At 68.2% G+C, this 16,171-nt stretch carries 10 protein-coding genes; 1 reads left to right on the forward strand and 9 read right to left on the reverse strand.

The window, feature by feature from the left end; genetic code table 11:
- Window positions 1-52 precede the first annotated feature (52 nt).
- The 9 genes from HBB12_RS25390 to HBB12_RS25430 all read right to left on the reverse strand — a co-directional run bounded on the left by HBB12_RS25390 (window position 53) and on the right by HBB12_RS25430 (window position 14,952).
- Window positions 53-2,920: a putative bifunctional diguanylate cyclase/phosphodiesterase gene (locus HBB12_RS25390; RefSeq protein ID WP_236991917.1), complete on the reverse strand. Its 2,868-nt coding sequence runs from the start codon at window positions 2,918-2,920 to the stop codon at window positions 53-55.
- 38 nt (window positions 2,921-2,958) lie between these two features.
- Window positions 2,959-3,879 carry a PstS family phosphate ABC transporter substrate-binding protein gene (locus HBB12_RS25395; protein ID WP_236991918.1) on the reverse strand — a complete coding sequence of 307 codons (921 nt, stop codon included), beginning with the start codon at window positions 3,877-3,879 and terminating at the stop codon, window positions 2,959-2,961.
- Window positions 3,880-3,951: 72 nt separating this feature from the next.
- Window positions 3,952-5,004: a 2Fe-2S iron-sulfur cluster-binding protein gene (locus tag HBB12_RS25400; RefSeq protein ID WP_236991919.1), complete on the reverse strand. Its 1,053-nt coding sequence runs from the start codon at window positions 5,002-5,004 to the stop codon at window positions 3,952-3,954.
- A gap of 16 nt (window positions 5,005-5,020) precedes the next feature.
- On the reverse strand, window positions 5,021-6,793 hold the full coding sequence (locus HBB12_RS25405) for an ethylbenzene dehydrogenase-related protein (RefSeq protein WP_236991920.1): 1,773 nt from the start codon (window positions 6,791-6,793) through the stop codon (window positions 5,021-5,023).
- 2,056 nt (window positions 6,794-8,849) lie between these two features.
- Window positions 8,850-9,812 (reverse strand): ornithine cyclodeaminase family protein, encoded by a 963-nt coding sequence (locus HBB12_RS25410; RefSeq protein ID WP_236991921.1) that lies wholly within the window; start codon window positions 9,810-9,812, stop codon window positions 8,850-8,852.
- Between the two features lie 15 nt (window positions 9,813-9,827).
- Window positions 9,828-11,294 carry an aldehyde dehydrogenase family protein gene (locus HBB12_RS25415; RefSeq protein ID WP_236991922.1) on the reverse strand — a complete coding sequence of 489 codons (1,467 nt, stop codon included), beginning with the start codon at window positions 11,292-11,294 and terminating at the stop codon, window positions 9,828-9,830.
- Complete coding sequence (locus tag HBB12_RS25420) at window positions 11,291-12,568, reverse strand: NAD(P)/FAD-dependent oxidoreductase (protein WP_236991923.1); 1,278 nt, start codon at window positions 12,566-12,568, stop codon at window positions 11,291-11,293. Before HBB12_RS25420 ends, HBB12_RS25415 begins: the two co-directional genes overlap by 4 nt.
- A gap of 254 nt (window positions 12,569-12,822) precedes the next feature.
- On the reverse strand, window positions 12,823-13,875 hold the full coding sequence (locus HBB12_RS25425) for a GNAT family N-acetyltransferase (RefSeq protein WP_336886954.1): 1,053 nt from the start codon (window positions 13,873-13,875) through the stop codon (window positions 12,823-12,825).
- A 189-nt stretch (window positions 13,876-14,064) separates the two neighbouring features.
- Window positions 14,065-14,952 (reverse strand): GNAT family N-acetyltransferase, encoded by an 888-nt coding sequence (locus HBB12_RS25430; RefSeq protein WP_336886955.1) that lies wholly within the window; start codon window positions 14,950-14,952, stop codon window positions 14,065-14,067.
- 429 nt (window positions 14,953-15,381) lie between these two features.
- Between HBB12_RS25430 and HBB12_RS25435 the strand changes: the two genes are divergently transcribed.
- Window positions 15,382-15,738 carry a cupin domain-containing protein gene (locus HBB12_RS25435; protein ID WP_236991924.1) on the forward strand — a complete coding sequence of 119 codons (357 nt, stop codon included), beginning with the start codon at window positions 15,382-15,384 and terminating at the stop codon, window positions 15,736-15,738.
- The last annotated feature ends 433 nt before the right edge of the window (window positions 15,739-16,171 follow it).

Raw genomic sequence — 16,171 nt, forward strand, 5'->3', positions numbered from 1 at the left:
CGAACCTGTCAAGGATCGGGGCGCGGGTGCATCCCTGCCGTTGATCCCCGCCTCAGGCCGCCGCCGTCAGGCCGCTGCGCCCTCGCAGGAACTCGGCCACCCCGGCAGCGGGGATCGGCCGGCTCAGCAGGAAGCCCTGGACCTCGGAGAAGCCGCTCGCCCGCAGCCGGGCGAGCTGGTCGGCCGTCTCGACGCCCTCGGCCGTCGTGGTGATCTTCAGGATGCGGCCGAGCTCGGCCACGACATGGACGATGGCCGCGGATTCGTCCCGCTCGGTCAGGTTGCGGACGAAGGATTGGTCGAGCTTGATCTTGTCGAAGCGGAAGCTGTTGAGCGAGCTCAGGGACGAGTAGCCGGTGCCGAAATCGTCCATCGAGAACCGCACGCCGAGGCGGCGCAGCTGGGTCAGCATGGCGTGGGTCGCCCGGTCCTGGCTCAGGATCACCGATTCGGTGATCTCGAGTTCGAGGCGCTGGCTCGGCAGTCGGGTCGCGCGCAGGACCTGCTCGACGACCCGGTCGAGGTCGCCCTTGCGGAACTGCAGCGGCGAGATGTTGACCGCGACGCGCAGGGTTCCGGGCCATGTCATCGCGTCGGCGCAGGCCGTCCTGAGGACGGTGAGGCCGAGGGCGTCGATGAGGCCGGTCGCCTCGGCGACGGGGACGAACTCGCCCGGCGAGATCGGCCCGCGTTCCGGATGGGTCCAGCGCGCCAGCGCCTCGAAGCCGGTCACCGCGTTCGTCGCGAGGTCGAACAGGGGCTGGTAGTGCAGGGCGATCTGCCCGGTCTCGATCGCGAGCTTCAATTCGCGCTCCAGCCAGCGGCGCTGGTGCTGGCGCTCCTCCATGTCCGGCTCGAAGACGCGCACGCGCCGGCCGCCCTCGGCCTTGGCAACGTAGAGCGCGAGATCGGCGCGGCGCAGCAGGTGGTCGCCGTCGTCGATGTCCCGGGGATCTTGGGCGCCCGAGACCGCGATGCCGAGGCTCGCCTCGGCGGAGACGAGCTGATCGGCGATGAGGAACGGGCGCTTGAGCTGGCGCAGGGCCTCCTGCGCCAGGCGGAGCGCCTCGTCCGGCAAGCTGGATCCCGGCAGGTCGGACCCCGGCAGGACCACGGCGAACTCGTCGCCGCCGAGCCGGGCGACGGTGCTGCCGGGCGGGCTCGATGCCGCCAGCCGGCGCCCGACCTGCCGGAGCAGCTCGTCGCCCGCCGGGTGGCCCAGCGTGTCGTTCACGCTCTTGAAGTCGTCGAGGTCGAGGCAGATCGCCGCGACGGCGCGGCCGCCCCGGGCGTGCTCCGATACGGCCTCGGCCAGGCGCTCGGCCAGGAGGACGCGGTTCGGCAGCCCTGTCACCGCGTCGTGGGTCGCCAGATGGGTGATCCGCGCCTGGGCGAGCACGCTCGCGGTCACGTCCTCGTGCGTCTCGACCCAGCCGCCATCGGCCATCGGCTCGACGGTGATCTCGACGCAGCGGCCGTCCGCGAGGGTCGCGGTCTCGGTCCGGCCCCGCGTGTCGGTTTCCGCCTCCGCGAGGCCGGCGAGCCGTCGGACCTCTCCTTGAGTCGGATCGCCGTCGAGCGCGCCCGGCGGAATGGCGTAGATGCGCAGGAACTGCGCGTTCGACACCTTGAGGCGGCCATGCGGGCCGAACAGGCACAGGCCCTGGGACATGTTGTTCAGGGCCGCGTCGAACCGGCTGTTCTGCTCCTTCAACTGGCCCTCGCGCTCGGTCAGGATCTCGTTCTGCCGGAAGACGTCGCCGCGCAGCTGGTCGCGCTCCGCCAGGGAGTGCTCGAGGACGACGACGGCGCGGGCGATGTCGCCGACCTCGTCCTGGCGGCCGACCTCCGGCACCGCCACGTGCCAGTTCCCGCGCGCCACCTCGGCGACCGTCTGGGTGATCCGCACCAGCGGGCGGGTGATGCGTCCCGACAGGAGCAGCAGGACGAGCGCGACGAGGCACAGGGTGAAGCCCGCGGCGGCGCCGAGCGTCCGCAAAAGCGACCGGGAACTCTCCTCGCCGATGCCCACGACCTTGCCGGCGAGCTGCTCGAGCTCGCTGAGCGGCGCCGCGGCGCAGAGCCGGAGGCCCTGCGCGAGGGGAATGCACCGGGCGACCTTGCCGGAGCCGGTGACCGGATGCAGCCCCGCCCCCGACGCCTCGCCGAGCGCCGCGCCCGGGATCTCGGCCCCCGCCGAGGAGAGGAGGAGGGGCCCTGAGAAGATCAGCACGTCGCGACCGCTCAAAGAGGCGAAGGCCTCCAGCGTCGGCTCCCGCGCCCGCAGGACGCGGTAGCCGACGAGGGCGCCGATCACCTCGCCGAAATCGTCGAAGAGCGGCTGCCCGAGCACGTCGACGACGGAGCCGCTCTCCTCCGCCGCGAGCGCCCGGGCGAGGCCCGCATCCCAGCGCAGGGTCTGGACGAAGCCGGTCGAGCGCTCGGGATCGTTGCGGTCCATCATCCCGCGCAGGGCCGCGGCGAGCGGCGTGCTCTTGAGGCCCGCATTGGCCGCCAGGAGGTCGGCGTCGACCCGGTCGGCGGTGAGCGCACGCAGGTTCCGGTCGAAGGCGATCACCCCGTCGATGTCCGCGAGCGCCAGGGCGGGCCGCATCAGCTCGGAGGCCGCCACCGTGTTGCCGGAGAACACCGCCTTCGATACGTCCCAGCGCCTGGCGAGGGTGGCGAAGCGGCGCTCGACATCCTCGCGCTGCATCTGGAGCCGGGAGGCCGCGAGCTTGGCATCGCTGCGGAGGCGCCCGGACAGCTGGCTCTCCGACCAGCGCGACACCTCCTGGGCCTGCTCGCTCAGGGTCTGACCGGACCGGAGCACGACGAGGCCGACGAGGCCCGCGAGCGCGAGTGCGACCGTCGAGAGCGTGGCGCCGACGAGGCGCGCGCGCAGTGAGCGCCGGAGCATGGAGCGCCGGATCAGGGACAATCGGAACAGGGGGGCGATCACGGCGCCAGCGGAGCGCCGCCCCGCTCCGCCAGCAGGTGCCGCGCCCGGTCGGACGTGGCGAAGGCGAGGAAGGCGGAGGAAGCCTCGTCCCGGGTGGCGGTCTTGTAGATCAGCGAGAGGGTCACGGCGCTCGGATACCTGACGTCGCGCGGGGCGCTGCCGTCGATCGTCAGAACCGTCATGTCCTGCGCGAGCGTGGGCGAGAACGGCCCGAAGCCGATGGCGCCGGGCGTCTGCCGCACGGTCTCGATCGCGTCCTGGGTCGTGGTCGCGGTCTTCGAACGGCTGGTGAGGGCGAGGGCGCGCCAGCCCGGCATGCTCGCCCGCAGCACCGCGAGCGTGCTGTCCGTCTCCTCGCGCCGGACCACCCGGATCTTGAGGTCGGGCCCGCCGACCGCGCTCCAGTTCTCGATCTTTCCCGAGAAGATGTCCGCGACCTGGTCGTGCGTCAGGCCCGTGACGCCGGCATCCCGGTGGACGAAGATCGCCGAGGGAATGCGCACTAGGGGCACCTCGACGAGGCCCTGGGCCTTCTCCGCCTCGGTGAGCGGACGCGCGATCCGGCCGAGCTTCTCGCGCTCGCCCCCCACCGCCGCCACCGCCCCGCCGGAGCCGATGCTCGGCGGGACCGTGATGCGGATCCCGGCCGCCACTGCCGGATTACGGGCTTCGCCCGCTTGTGCCGGAATGCGGGCGTCGCCCGCTTGGTTTGCCGAACTGCGGGCTTCGCCCGCCTGGCTGGCCGTATCGCGGGCTTCGCCCGCCTGGCCGTTATAGGCGGTCGCGAGCGCCTGCAGCATCTCGATCCCGTCGCCCGTTCCGACGACGGCGAGATCCTCCGCCCGCGCGCCGGTCGCGAGGGCGAGAGCCAGGAGGACGGCGGAAATCCGCCGGAAACGCGCGAATGCTTGGGCCATGGGCGCATTCTGCAGCTTACGTCGTGAGATTCCAACCGCCGAATATCGGCTCACAGGCTATTGGTTAAAAAATCACTCGGCAGGAGAATCGGCTTGGGTGCTTCGATTACCTGAAAGTCGCTGAAGGAATCGCCGGATGAAGTTTGTGTCCGGCACATCATCGGCATCGGTACTGCGCCCGGCCGGATGAAACGGGTCGGCGTGGCAGGTCGCACCAGCGACTGCTGCCAGGAACTGGACCGCCGCGACCATGCCGGGGGCGCCGGCCGCCAGGACGGTGTCGGCCGCCGTGAGCATCGGCAGATGCAAGGTCGGCCGGCCCGGCCGCGCATCGGCCGGCGGGGCCTCGCCGCTGCAGGTCAGGATCGCGGAGGCCCCGCGGTCGCGCAGCCAATCGAGCGCCGGGCGCATGTAGAGGTTGTGCGGGTGCCGCCCGCCGGCGACCACCACCAGGTCGCGCTGCGGCTCGCGCAGGCGGCTCGCCCGCGCCACCGCCCAGGCCGGCGCCCAGCCGACCCCCGACGAGACGACGACGAGGCGCCCGCGCCCGAGCCGGTGGAAGGCGTGGCCGAACGGCCCCTCGATCGTCACCGCGTGGCCTGCGCCGATCCGCCGTCCGAGATGCGGCGAGACGGCGCCCCCGTCCTGGCGCCGGATCTGGAAGATCAGCTCGTTCAACTCGCCCGACCCGTCGGCGCGGAGCGTCGGGCTGTAATCCCGCGGCGGCAGGCCCGCGAAGGTGACCCGCACGTACTGCCCCGGCAGGTACACGAGGCGCTTGCGCAGGGCTACCGTGACCTCGACGATGTCGGGAGTCAGCGCGACCACGCTCTCGATGCTGCCGCGGCGCCGGACGGTGTCCGGCACCTCGTCGAACTCGATGACGGTTTCCGGCTCCGTCCCGGCGGCGAGCCGCGCCCGGCAGGCGAGCACGGTGTCGCCGAGACGCGTGCCCGCATCGTCGACGGTCCCGGCATGGACCCGCACCCGGCAGGTGTCGCACTGCCCGGTGGCGCAATCGTGCGGGATGACCTGCCCGCCGGCGAGCGCGGCATCGAGCAGGGTCTGGCCGGCGCGGGCGGCGACGCGCCGGCCGTTGATCACGAGGGCGACCGGTCCGGCCATGGCCGGCATTTCCGGATCAGCGCAGCAGGACTTCGACCGGCCGCATGTGCCGCGTGTGCCGCGTCTGCGTGTGGTCGAAGGCCGAGACGTAGAGGTAGAACGTGTTGCCGGGCAGGAAGTCGACGTCGTACTTGCTGCCGGTCGCGATCCTGCGCGAGGCCACCAGCGTCCAGTGGTCGTCGGCCCAGTGCGCCGCCGCCGAGATGCCGGCGCGGTCGCCGGTATAGCCGTCGGTGAGCAGCACGCCCGGCATCACCGTGCCGGCCGGGATCTCCGCGTCGAGGGCGGCGGAGTAGGGGACCGTCTCGCTCGCCTCGACCATCCACCACCGGGCGCCCTCCGAGGCGCCGGCATCGGGCGACAGGTCGACGGTGCCGAGCGCCGCCACTGTGGCGCGCCAGTCCTTGGGCAGCCGCAGCGGCTCGACGGTGGCCGCGTAGCCGCCCGGGCCCTCGAACCGGAAGTTGTAGCGATAGGCGCTGGTGCCGGGATCGCCCCAGTAGCCGGCCTGGTAGCGGCCCTTGACCGCGCGCTCAGTTGCGGTCGGGTCGGTCGGCGGCCCGATATGCATGTCCTCGACCACGCCGAGCATGCCGCCCCGCGCCGCCTTCCACTGCCACATGTCGATGTAGCTACCGTCCGTGGTGTAGTGGTAACCGCGGCCGTTGAGCGGCGCCGGCGCGTCGGGCAGGGGCCGGGGGCCGAGATGGGTCGCGCCGCCGCTGCCGAAGGCGTCGGACCGCGAGAAGATCACCGCGAGCTTGTCCTCGTAATAGGCGGTCACGTCCGCCCGCGCGGCATCAGAGTCGAGGACGTGCCAGCCGTCCTCGCGCTTGATCAGCGGGACGCGCTTGAGCGACCGCGACGGGTCCCACCAGCGGAAGGCGAAGTAGACCTTGGCGTCGTCCCGCACGGCGCGGATCTCGACGGTGGTCTCGCCGGTGCCGCCGAAATTGGCGCCCTGCATCGTCCGCACCGAGACCGGCCGGGCGGCGCGCCAGACCGGATCGTCGAGGAGCCGGCCGAGATCGGGACCGGTCGCCACCTTGTCGATCACCAGGGTGGAGCGGCCGGCAAGATCGGCCCATGCCAGAGCGGCGACGACCGGGACGCCGAGCGCGATCGCCCCCAGCAGGGGCCGGCGGCGGCGTAGACCCTCGTCCGCCAGGGGTGCCGGCCGGAACAGGCGCAGGAGCTGCCACAGGCCGCCGTACAGGAAATGCGCCAGCGTGTGCACGGCGATGTAGGCGAGCGCGACCAGAGCCAGGGTGGCGTGGAGCCACACCACCCATCCGCCATAGCCGAGATAGAGCGCGACGCCGGTCGCCGTGAGGACCGCGACGACGGCGTAGATCAGCCAGTGCAGCGCGACGTTGACCGCGCCCCAGCGGGCCTTGCGCGCCGCCTTGGTCCGTCCGCCGACGCGCAGCGCGCGCAGGCGCGAGGGGCCGTTGCGGTCGGTGAGGCGGCCGCGCACCAGGTAGACGAGATAGGCGGTGATGCCGAAGAACAGGGTGAGGCCGGCCACGAAGTGGACGGTCCAGACCTCGCCCTGGGGCAGCAGGGGCGCCAGCAGCTTCGCGGTGCGGGCGACGGGCGCGTCGGCCGAGATGCGCAGGCCCGTGATCAGGCTCGCCACCATCGCGATCACGACGACCCAGTGGATCACGATCGTGCCCGTGTCGGAGCGCGGACGCGGATCGGGTTTTCCGGCCGGTGAAGCCTGCCGCCCGGAGACGGCTTCGCCGCGGCCGGACGGGTCCCGCGAGAGGGTCGACGAATCCGACATCCCCGATCCTTGGATAGTTGTTGCGGCCCGGCCGGAAGGTATTTCTGTACGGCTTAGCAGGGCCGCCGACGCTGCGCTACTGCCAAGTTTGCCGTTCCGGACTCCTTCATGCGATGTATTCTGCGGCGAATGACGTCATACGGCCGTCGCATGGCGGCGGCCCGCATGAATCGGCCGGGTCACCGACGCTCAGCGGCTTCCGATATCGCGGGTCATGCATCGCAAATATTTCCGAGGCGGCGGCGAAGCGAGCCGGGATTCATTGCCCCGATCGCCAGTACGATGGTCGCGCGACGGCCGGCGGGGTTCATCCGGAGATGACGTCGTACCGTGTCTGCTGCGGGCGGCCGCATGGTACTGGCTCTGCCGTGGCCGTTGCTCCGATCCGCGGGCCGTGACCTGCGATGAGGTACCATCATCATCGAAGGGGCTGCTTCGATCATTGCGAGATTGGCGCACGACCGTTGTTATGTTGGTAAATGACTGATAAACGATCGTCTGAACAAAGAAATATTCGGGAAGAACTGGGATGCACCCTGCAGTCCTCCAGCAATGCGTCGTGCCAGCGGCTAGCGAATCGGGCCTCTCTGCGGCATGTTCAATGCTCAATAAACTTATCGATGCGGCCGCCAATTAAAATGCCAATCAAATGAGACGCATAATTCACCGAGATGGTGATTAATAAAAATCGAAAATATTTCTGCATAACCATTGATTGATATCAAATAAATAGCAAAAATTGCGTAATTAATCTGGTGTGCCGGGGCGGGTGGCGCCATCGCGGGGTAGGTGTCAGGCCCCCTTCGCCAGCCCGGATAAGATGGGCCGACGAACGCGCGTACCCAAAAATACTCCGTGGATAACTATGGTGCGATAGTGGATAATTATGGTGCGATAGCTGAATCGAAGCATCAGGAAGTATAACAGCTCGTATCCCAGCGGCTACATCTGCTGTTTAAGGTGGAATGTAAAATTTATTTAATTTATGATTGATTATTGTTGATAAATTATTGCAATTGAAGTCACATATGGCAGGACGTATTTTGATGCAGGGCTCATATTTCTTCCTTTACGATTCGATAGCCAGCCGTTCATTGTATTGGTATTTTATAAAAATTATATATTTATCTCTTTAAGAGAACGACAGCATACCAAAATAACAAGCAGCATGCTGGAAATATCAGAATAAAAAACTTCACGCGATTGGATTCTATCCAATTTATACAATTTAATATATTTTTCTCGTTATTTAATATTATTATAGACGCACCAAATACGCATGGCAGCAAATTTGTAAGTATAAAAAACACGCATATCTTTGTATATAGATGAGGGGACGTAAGATTTTTATCAAGCGCAAATGCAAAAAATATTGCAAATATTTCCAACGCCACGATTATATAAGCGGCATTTTTTATGTAGTTTTTATTTAAAACGGACATGAAAGCATGTTCCTGTGCACGACGAACAATTAAGGCGGGGACCGGTCACTCTAATATTTTTGAATAAATATATGGAAACCTTTTTGCGATGATAGCGTGGCAGATCGCCGAATAATCACCATGTTTCTAGTCCACGTCAACGTGATTATGGATTTCCTGTCGCGATGCTAATGAATTATTATATTCTTATAAAATTGCCCTCATGCAAACCATTGCAATATAGTGCAATCGATTGTCCCGCTGGATAATAGAAAATATTCCTAAAATCATAATTGCTGAAATTGATTTACTTAAAATAACCTTACAATTATTTTTATGAAATATCGAATAATATTAATACAGACAATTGGAGAAGAGGCTTCAGTATGGCTAGCGGCCTCGCTTCTGATTCGGTTTGCAGATCAGAAGAGATGACGATGTATCTTATCACCATCACCGTTATCCGCACGAATCGAGCCGTGAAGACCGTGGAGGCCCCGAACGTAGTGGTCTTCGGCGATGTCTGAGCGCCTCAGGACGAGATCGTGGGCGTAACTGCCGATCACGCTTCCCCGGGACGGTCCACCGTCGCCCGTCCGGCACGCCACCCTCGTCGGCGGCGAGCCGGCGGGTCGTCAGCCCTCGCCCCGCTCCGCCGCGGCCTTGGCCGCGTCGAGCAGGAACTGGCCGATATACAGGTCCTGGAGCGCGATGCCGGAACTGTCGAAGACGGTGATGTCCTCGCGCGACGTGCGGCCGGGGCAGCGGCCTTCGAGCACCGCGCCGATCGGGGAGAGAACCAGTGCGCCGCTCTCGATCCGGTCGCGGACGTGCTGGAACTCGCCGATCTCGACCGATTGCGAGGGCAGGTCGCAGAACAGGCGCGCGGTCTCGTAGAGCTCCACCGGCACTTCGTGCTTGCCGCGGGCGTCCGAGCCCATGCCGGCGATGTGCGTCCCGGGACGCACCCAGGCCGCCTCGAAGAGCGGCACGCGCGAGGGTGTGGCGGTGACGATCACGTCGGCGGCGCGGCAGGCCGCCTCCGCCGTCGAGAGCGAGACATCGAGGGCGACGCCCTGGTCCTCGAGCCGCTTGGCGAAGCCCTCGGCCTTCTCCCGCTCGCGGGCCACGACGTGGAGATGCGTCAGGGGCAGGATGCGGGCGAGCGCTCCGACCTCGTAGAGGGCCTGGTTGCCGGCGCCGAAGATCGCCAGCGTGCTGCTGTCGGGCCGGGCCAGGGCTTGGGCCGCCACCGCGTTGGCGGCGGCGGTGCGGTAGGCGTTGGCCGCGGCGGCCTCGACCACCGCGCCGATCCGCCCGCAATCCTGGTCGATCAGCAGGATCGTCGAGTTGTGGCGCGGCAGGCCCCGGGCGGGGTTGTTGTGCCAGAACGCCCCGACCTTGAGGCCGGCGAGTTCCGCGGTCGAGCCCGACTTGATCGAGAAGGTGTCGCGCGGGTCCGAGGCCCGGGCGATCACCGCCGGGAACACGGAGGCGCCGTCGGACGCCGCCGCGACCAGCGCCCGCCGCACGGGCTCGAACGCCGCCTCGTGCGAGATCAGGCGGGCGGACTGGGCTTCCGGAATGAACGTGGCCATCGCTGCGTCCTCGGTTCAGTCCTGTTGCCGGTAGAAGCCCAGGATGGCCTTGGTCTCCAGATATTCCTCAAGACCCTCGCGGCCGTATTCCCGGCCGTTGCCCGAGCGCTTGTAGCCGCCGAACGGGGCGTACGGGTCCCAATCGGGCGCGTTGAGGTGGACTTGGCCCGCCCGGATCTGCCGCGCCACCGCCCGGACCTGCTCCATGTCGGTGCCGTGCACGTGGGCGCCGAGACCGTAGATCGTGTCGTTGGCGATCGCCACCGCCTCCTCGACCGTGTCGTAGGGCAGGATCGCCAGGACGGGGCCGAAAATCTCCTCCTGGGCGATCGCCATGTCGCAGGCCACCTCGGAGAAGACGGTCGGCCGGGCGAAGAGGCCGGTGGTCAGGCCCTCGGGCCGCCCCGGCCCGCCGGCGACGAGCTTGGCGCCCTCCTCGATGCCGATCCGGATCATCTGCTGGATCCGGTCGTACTGCGCCCGGTTGGCGATCGCCCCGTGGGTCGTCTCCTCGCGGCGCGGGTCGCCGACCACGAATCCCTCTGCGGTCTTGGCCGCCAGGGCTTCGACCTCGGCGAGACGCGCGCGGGGCACCAGCATCCGGGTGGGGGCGCTGCAGGACTGGCCGAGGTTGCGCATCGCTGCCGCGACGCCGAGCGGGATGCAGCGGGCGAGATCGGCGTCCGGCAGCACGATGTTGGGCGACTTGCCGCCGAGCTCCTGGCCGACGCGCTTGACGGTGGGAGCCGCGGCCTGTGCGACGAGGACACCGGCCCGGGTCGAGCCGGTGATCGAGATCATGTCGACCTCCGGATGGACGCTGAGCGCCTCGCCGACCACCGGCCCGGTGCCGTTGACGAGGTTGAACACGCCGGCCGGGCAGCCGGCCTCGTGCATCACCTCGGCGAAGAGCAGGGCGCTCAAGGGCGACAGCTCGCTCGGCTTGAGCACCACCGTGCAGCCCGCCGCGAGCGCCGGGCCGACCTTGGCGGTGATCTGGTAGAGCGGCCAGTTCCAGGGCGTGATCAGCCCGCAGACGCCGATCGCCTCGCGGGCGATGGCGGTGGTCCCGCGCTGCGACAGGAAGGGATAGGTCGCCAGCAGGTCGCGGGCGACCCGCAGATGCGCCGCGGCGAGCGGCACTTGCGCCTGGCGCGCGTAGGTGATGGGCGCGCCCATCTCGGCGGACAGCGCCTGGGCGAACAGCTCCAGCCGCTCCATCACCAGCCCGTGGACGCGGTCGAGGAGGGCCGCGCGCTCGGCCGGCGCCGTCCGCGACCAGGCCGGGAAGGCCCGCCGGGCCGCAGCCACCGCGTGCTCGACGTCTTGCGTGCCGCAGAGCGCGATCTCGGCGATCACCGTCTCGTTCGCCGGATCGACGACGCCGACGCGCTCGAGGCCGGCCGGCTCGCGCCACGCCCCGTCGCTGTAGAAGCGGCCGAGCATGCCGGCCTCGGTCAGATGCCGAAGGGGATCGGTCATTGGAAGCGGTCCTTCAGGCGGTAATAGGCGCCGACCACCGGCAGGAACCAGGGCGGGCCGAAATGGCCGGGAATCGCCGGCCAGGCGAACTGGCTCCAGGGGTTCAGCTCGGCGCGACCATCCATGACCTCGGCCATGATGGTGCCCATCAGGGTCGACATCTGGGTGCCGTGGCCGCTGTAGCCCATCGAGTAGTAGATGCCGTCGCGCTCGCCGGCCCGGGGAAGACGGTCGCGGGTCATGTCGACCATGCCGCCCCAGCAATAGTCGATGCGGACCTTGGTCAATTCGGGGAAGACGTCGTGCAGGGCGGCGCGCAGGATTTCGCCGCTCTTCTCGTCCGAGGCCGGGTTCGAGACCGCGAAGCGGGCGCGTCCCCCGAACAGAAGCCGGTTGTCGGGGGTGGTGCGGAAGTAGTTGACGAGGTTCTTGGTGTCGGTCGCGTTGCGGCGGCGCGGGGTGAGCCGGTCGAGCATCTCCACCGGCAGCGGCTCGGTGACGATGAGGAAGGCGCCGACCGGGACGATGCGCCGGCGCACCCAGCCGAGCGGACCGGCCTGCGAGATGCCGCTGGCGAGCAGAACCTGCTTCGCCCGCACCGTGCCCTTGGGCGTGCCGACGAGGTGGCCGCCGCCCGGCGCCGCCTTCAGGCTCGTCATCGGAGTGCGCTCGTGGACGGCGACGCCGCGGCGCGCCGCGGCCTCGGCCAGCCCACGGACGAAGCGGCCGACATGCAGGGCGGCGCTCTTGCGGTAGATCAGGCCGCCGTAATAGCGCTGCGACCCGATCTCGGCCGGCAGATCGGCGCGGCTCACCATCTCGGTGTCGGGATCGACGGTGGCGGCGAGCAGTTCCTGGCTGCGCGCCAGCTTGTCGTAATGCTCGGGCTTCGCCGCGAGCTTGATCTTGCCGACCCGGGCGAAGCTGCAATCGATCGCCTCTTCCCGCACCAGGCGCTCGACCGTGTCGACGCCGGCATCGAAGGCGCGATACAGCGTGTTGGCGACATCCGGGCCGAGCTTGCCCGAGAGGGTGGCGTAATCCTGCGCAAAGCCGTTGTTGCACATGCCGCCGTTGCGGCCCGAGGCGGCGTTGCCGATCGTGTCGGCCTCCAGGAGGACGACGCGGGCGCCCTTCTTGGCGAGCGCCAGGGCGGCGGAGGAGCCGGTCAGGCCGCCGCCGATCACCGCGACGTCGCAGGTGCCCTCGACGGGTCCCTGAGCGCCGCCCGAAAACGGCGTCGACGTGTCCAGCCAATAGGAAGTGAGCTTCATCGCGGCACCGGAAGATTGGAAAACAGGGAGGCGGCGCCGGTCGACGCCGCGTTCGGCCTCGGCATCATTTCACCGGCCGCGAACGGCCGGCGGTTCGGCGGCGACAATGACGCAGGAGCAGGCTGATCAGCAGCATCGTCGGGCCACTTCAGGTTGGAGCATTTTCCGACGAAGCGGATACCGGTTCGTCGCAGAAGATGCGGCAAAATCGAAGACGAGAGAGCTTCGCGATTGCAGCGCGATCGTGAAGTGCTCTAGTTGAACGACTGGTTGGCGAGGGCGAAGAGGTGCGCCGGCCCGGTCGGCGGCAGGACGCCGCGCACCATGGTGAGGGCGTCGCCGACCAGCGGCAGGCCGATCCCGGCGAGCCAGGGCGAGAGCTGCGCTTCGTCCGGCACGTCGATCCGCACGAAGCGGCCGTCGAGGGGAGCGAGCGCCGCCTCGATCAGGCGGCGCGCCTCGTCCTGGCTCCCGGCGACGACCGGGCCGATCACGTGGCCGCGGCCGAAGGGGCGGGCGATGGCGTAGCCGGCGGGCGCGCCGTCCCGCAGGAGCACGACGCCCTCGCCGGCCGCGGCGAGGCGGTCCAGCATCGGGCGGCGCGCAAACCCGGTCGCCTCGCGGTCGAGCCGCGCGATGGCGGCGAGATCCGCCGGGCCCATCGCGCGGATGTCGCCATCCGGGCGGATGTCGCCATCCGGATCGGGCGCGGCCGCGCGGTGGAGCCGGTACGGGCCCTGGTGCTGCGACAGGGTGCCGACGGGCTTGAAGCCGTAGCGTTCGTAGAGCCCGCGCCCCGCCGCGGTCGAGTTGAGCAGGATGCCGCGCGGCCCGGCCGCCGCGAGCAGCGCCTCCAGCAGGCGCTTGCCGTAGCCGCACCCCTGAGCCGCCCCCGACACGATGATCATGCCGACGGTCGCGAGCGCACCCTCGTCGGGAAACAGGGCCGCCGTTCCGATCATCGCCCCGTCGCGTTCGAGGGCGAAGCCCCGGCCGACCTGAAGCGCGAAGTCCCAATCCTCGAGCCGGTAGGGCCAGGACATCTCCTGGGAGAGGCTCAAGGCACCGGGCAGATGCGCCGCCGCGAAGGGCACCAGGGCGACCGGATCGGTCTCGATCGGCAGTCCCGGGAGGGTGTCCGGGGGAACGGCCGGGCGGATTGCGGTGTCCATGATGGTGGTGGTCTCGCGCGGGTTGCAGGACGGGACGGGCAAGGCCCGCCCATCGGTCGCGAACGGCGTCCGCCGGAGGCCGACGGCCTTCGCGCGTCGCCCGGTCGGGCATGGGAGATCAGAGAAGAGCCGCATGGCGCGACTCCACCGGGATCGGATGGGTCTGCGGTGTCGCCGACGGCCGGGGCGACGACGGATCGGCCCGATCGTCGTGGCGTCGATCTAAGCAGACTTGCGTTGGCAAGCCAACGCTTCGTCCGCTTAGGTTGTTGAATTATCGCAGATTTTTGTCGCAAAACCGGCCGCCACTTTTGCGAAATCTGCTTAGCTCAGGGCATGGGCTGCCAGGCCGTAGATCCCCGGACGTCCCGGCTCCACCAAGGGGAGCGGCGCGCCGCGGGTCAGGGTCTTGGTCGTGTCGAACAGCTTCAGCCCCGCCGCGTCCAGGAAGGAGCGGAGCGGGCCGGGGGATTGGCGCGTGTCGAGGCGGACGAACCGGCCGTCGAGGCCGGTGAGGAGGGAAGCGACGAGCGCGACGGCGTCCTCCTCGCTCTCCGCCGCGACCGGCCCGATGACGATGCCCCGCCCGAAGGCGCGACGCATGCCGTAGCCGACGAGGCGCCCGTCGCGGCGCAGGCCCCGGGTCTCCGCCGTCTCGGCGAGATGCGCCATCAGCCGGGGCCGGACCGCCCCGAACGCCGACGCGTCCAGGGCCGCGACCTCGCCGAGCCCGGCCGGCGCGATCGCCTCGACCGCGTCGGCCGAGCCGGGGAACGATGCGGCCCAGGGCGTGGCGTAGCCCTGGTGCTGGTAGACCGTCGCCTGCGGCTCGAAGCCGAGGGAGACGTAGAGGCGATAGGCGGCGCGGGTCGAGTTCAGGATCAGGCGGCGGTCGCCGCATTGCTGGAGGATGCGGTCCATCATCCAGCGCCCGCCGCCATGGGTCTGGAGGCGCGGCGAGGTGATGACCATGCCGATGGTCGCGCACTCCTCGCCGTGGGGAAACCACATGGCCGAACTGAAGACGCGGCCGATCGCGTCGAGCGCGACGATGCCGTGCCCGAGGGTGCGGAACGCATCCCAGTCGCCGGGGCGATGCGGCCACTCGACGCCGAGGGACAAGGCGTGGAGCGCTTCCACGTCGACGGAGGCGATGTCCTGCGTGGCGAGCTCGAAGGACTTCAGCCGCATCGTGTTGGGGGACGTCGTCACCACATCAACTCCTTTCGGCCGGCGCCTGAGCAGATTCCGCAAAAGTGGCTGCCGGTTTTGCGGCAAGAATCTGCGACGAAACAAGAATCTGCGACGAAACAAGAACCTGAGCGGACGAAGCGTTGGCCTGCCAACGCAAGTCTGCTCAGGAGCGCGACCCGGACCGTCTCGGCCCGCTTCGCGTCTCCATGGCGCCACCGCTCACCGTAAGATGGGACGGATCGCGCCGACATTTCCGCTGGAGATCGAGCGGTTTTCGGAATTTTCGCCCGAAGCCTCCCGATTTACGGCAGCAGCCCCCGGTTGTCCGTCGATAGGGTCGAGGCGGTTCAAGGGGAGGCAGGCCAAGGCGAGGCAGGCCAAGGCGAGGCAGGCGATGCGTCGCAGCCGGCCGGCCGACGACCGGGCTCTCCCGCCGAGGAAACAAGCATGTCCCTTCTGATCACCATCGACACCGACCCGCAATTCGCCCCGAAGCTCGGCCTGCCGCTGCCCGAGCGCCTGATCTCGGGCTCGCCCGAGTTCAAGACCTGGGCGCAGGACGAGTCCCGCGGCGAGATGATCAAGACCGGAATCTGGGAGGCCACCCCGGGCGAGACCCATTCGATCAAGGGCACCACCTTCGAATTCTGCCACATCCTCTCCGGCCTGGTCGAGATCGAGGAGAAGGGCGGCGAGACCACGACCTACCGGGCCGGCGACAGCTTCGTGATGAAGCCCGGCTTCGTCGGCATCTGGCGCACGATCGAGACCGTGCGCAAGATCTACGTCTGCGTCTACGAGTGATCCCGGCCTGACGTAGGGCCGATTTCGAAAGTGGGGGAGGCGGCCGGGAGGCCGCCTTTCTTGCGTTTGGGCGCATAGGACACGACACGGCAGGTTGCGCAGTGTGGCTGCGCTCGACCGTCGCTCCCGCACTGCGCAACCTCACGTGTCGTGTACCGCGGCCCGACCCACAGATCGGCGGTCGAACCCGGCGGCTCCGACGAAAGCACACTATTGCGCCTGTCGGCCGGCCGGCGGCATCGCCGGGGGCGTGGCGATCCGCGCCACGGACCGGAGCGAGGGTGGCGCCATCCAAAAATGCCACCTGCCGCAATCTCTGCGTCGATGATCCGCAGACGATACCGGCAGTGTCGAGAAATTGCTTTCATCCGCGGCGACGACGTCAGTCCCCGCGCGACCGTTGGCCGTCTTTAATATTACGGTTAACATGCGA

The organism is Methylobacterium sp. SyP6R (genome assembly GCF_019216885.1).
Classification (GTDB): Bacteria; Pseudomonadota; Alphaproteobacteria; order Rhizobiales; family Beijerinckiaceae; genus Methylobacterium.

Bases quoted from the DNA above. Each gene is read 5' to 3' on its own strand.
- HBB12_RS25390 (WP_236991917.1), bottom strand. From the start codon at position 2,920: ATGCTCCGGCGCTCACTGCGCGCGCGCCTCGTCGGCGCCACGCTCTCG.
- HBB12_RS25395 (WP_236991918.1), bottom strand. From the start codon at position 3,879: ATGGCCCAAGCATTCGCGCGTTTCCGGCGGATTTCCGCCGTCCTCCTG.
- HBB12_RS25400 (WP_236991919.1), bottom strand. From the start codon at position 5,004: ATGGCCGGACCGGTCGCCCTCGTGATCAACGGCCGGCGCGTCGCCGCC.
- HBB12_RS25405 (WP_236991920.1), bottom strand. From the start codon at position 6,793: ATGTCGGATTCGTCGACCCTCTCGCGGGACCCGTCCGGCCGCGGCGAA.
- HBB12_RS25410 (WP_236991921.1), bottom strand. From the start codon at position 9,812: ATGGCCACGTTCATTCCGGAAGCCCAGTCCGCCCGCCTGATCTCGCAC.
- HBB12_RS25415 (WP_236991922.1), bottom strand. From the start codon at position 11,294: ATGACCGATCCCCTTCGGCATCTGACCGAGGCCGGCATGCTCGGCCGC.
- HBB12_RS25420 (WP_236991923.1), bottom strand. From the start codon at position 12,568: ATGAAGCTCACTTCCTATTGGCTGGACACGTCGACGCCGTTTTCGGGC.
- HBB12_RS25425 (WP_336886954.1), bottom strand. From the start codon at position 13,875: ATGCGGCTCTTCTCTGATCTCCCATGCCCGACCGGGCGACGCGCGAAG.
- HBB12_RS25435 (WP_236991924.1), top strand. From the start codon at position 15,382: ATGTCCCTTCTGATCACCATCGACACCGACCCGCAATTCGCCCCGAAG.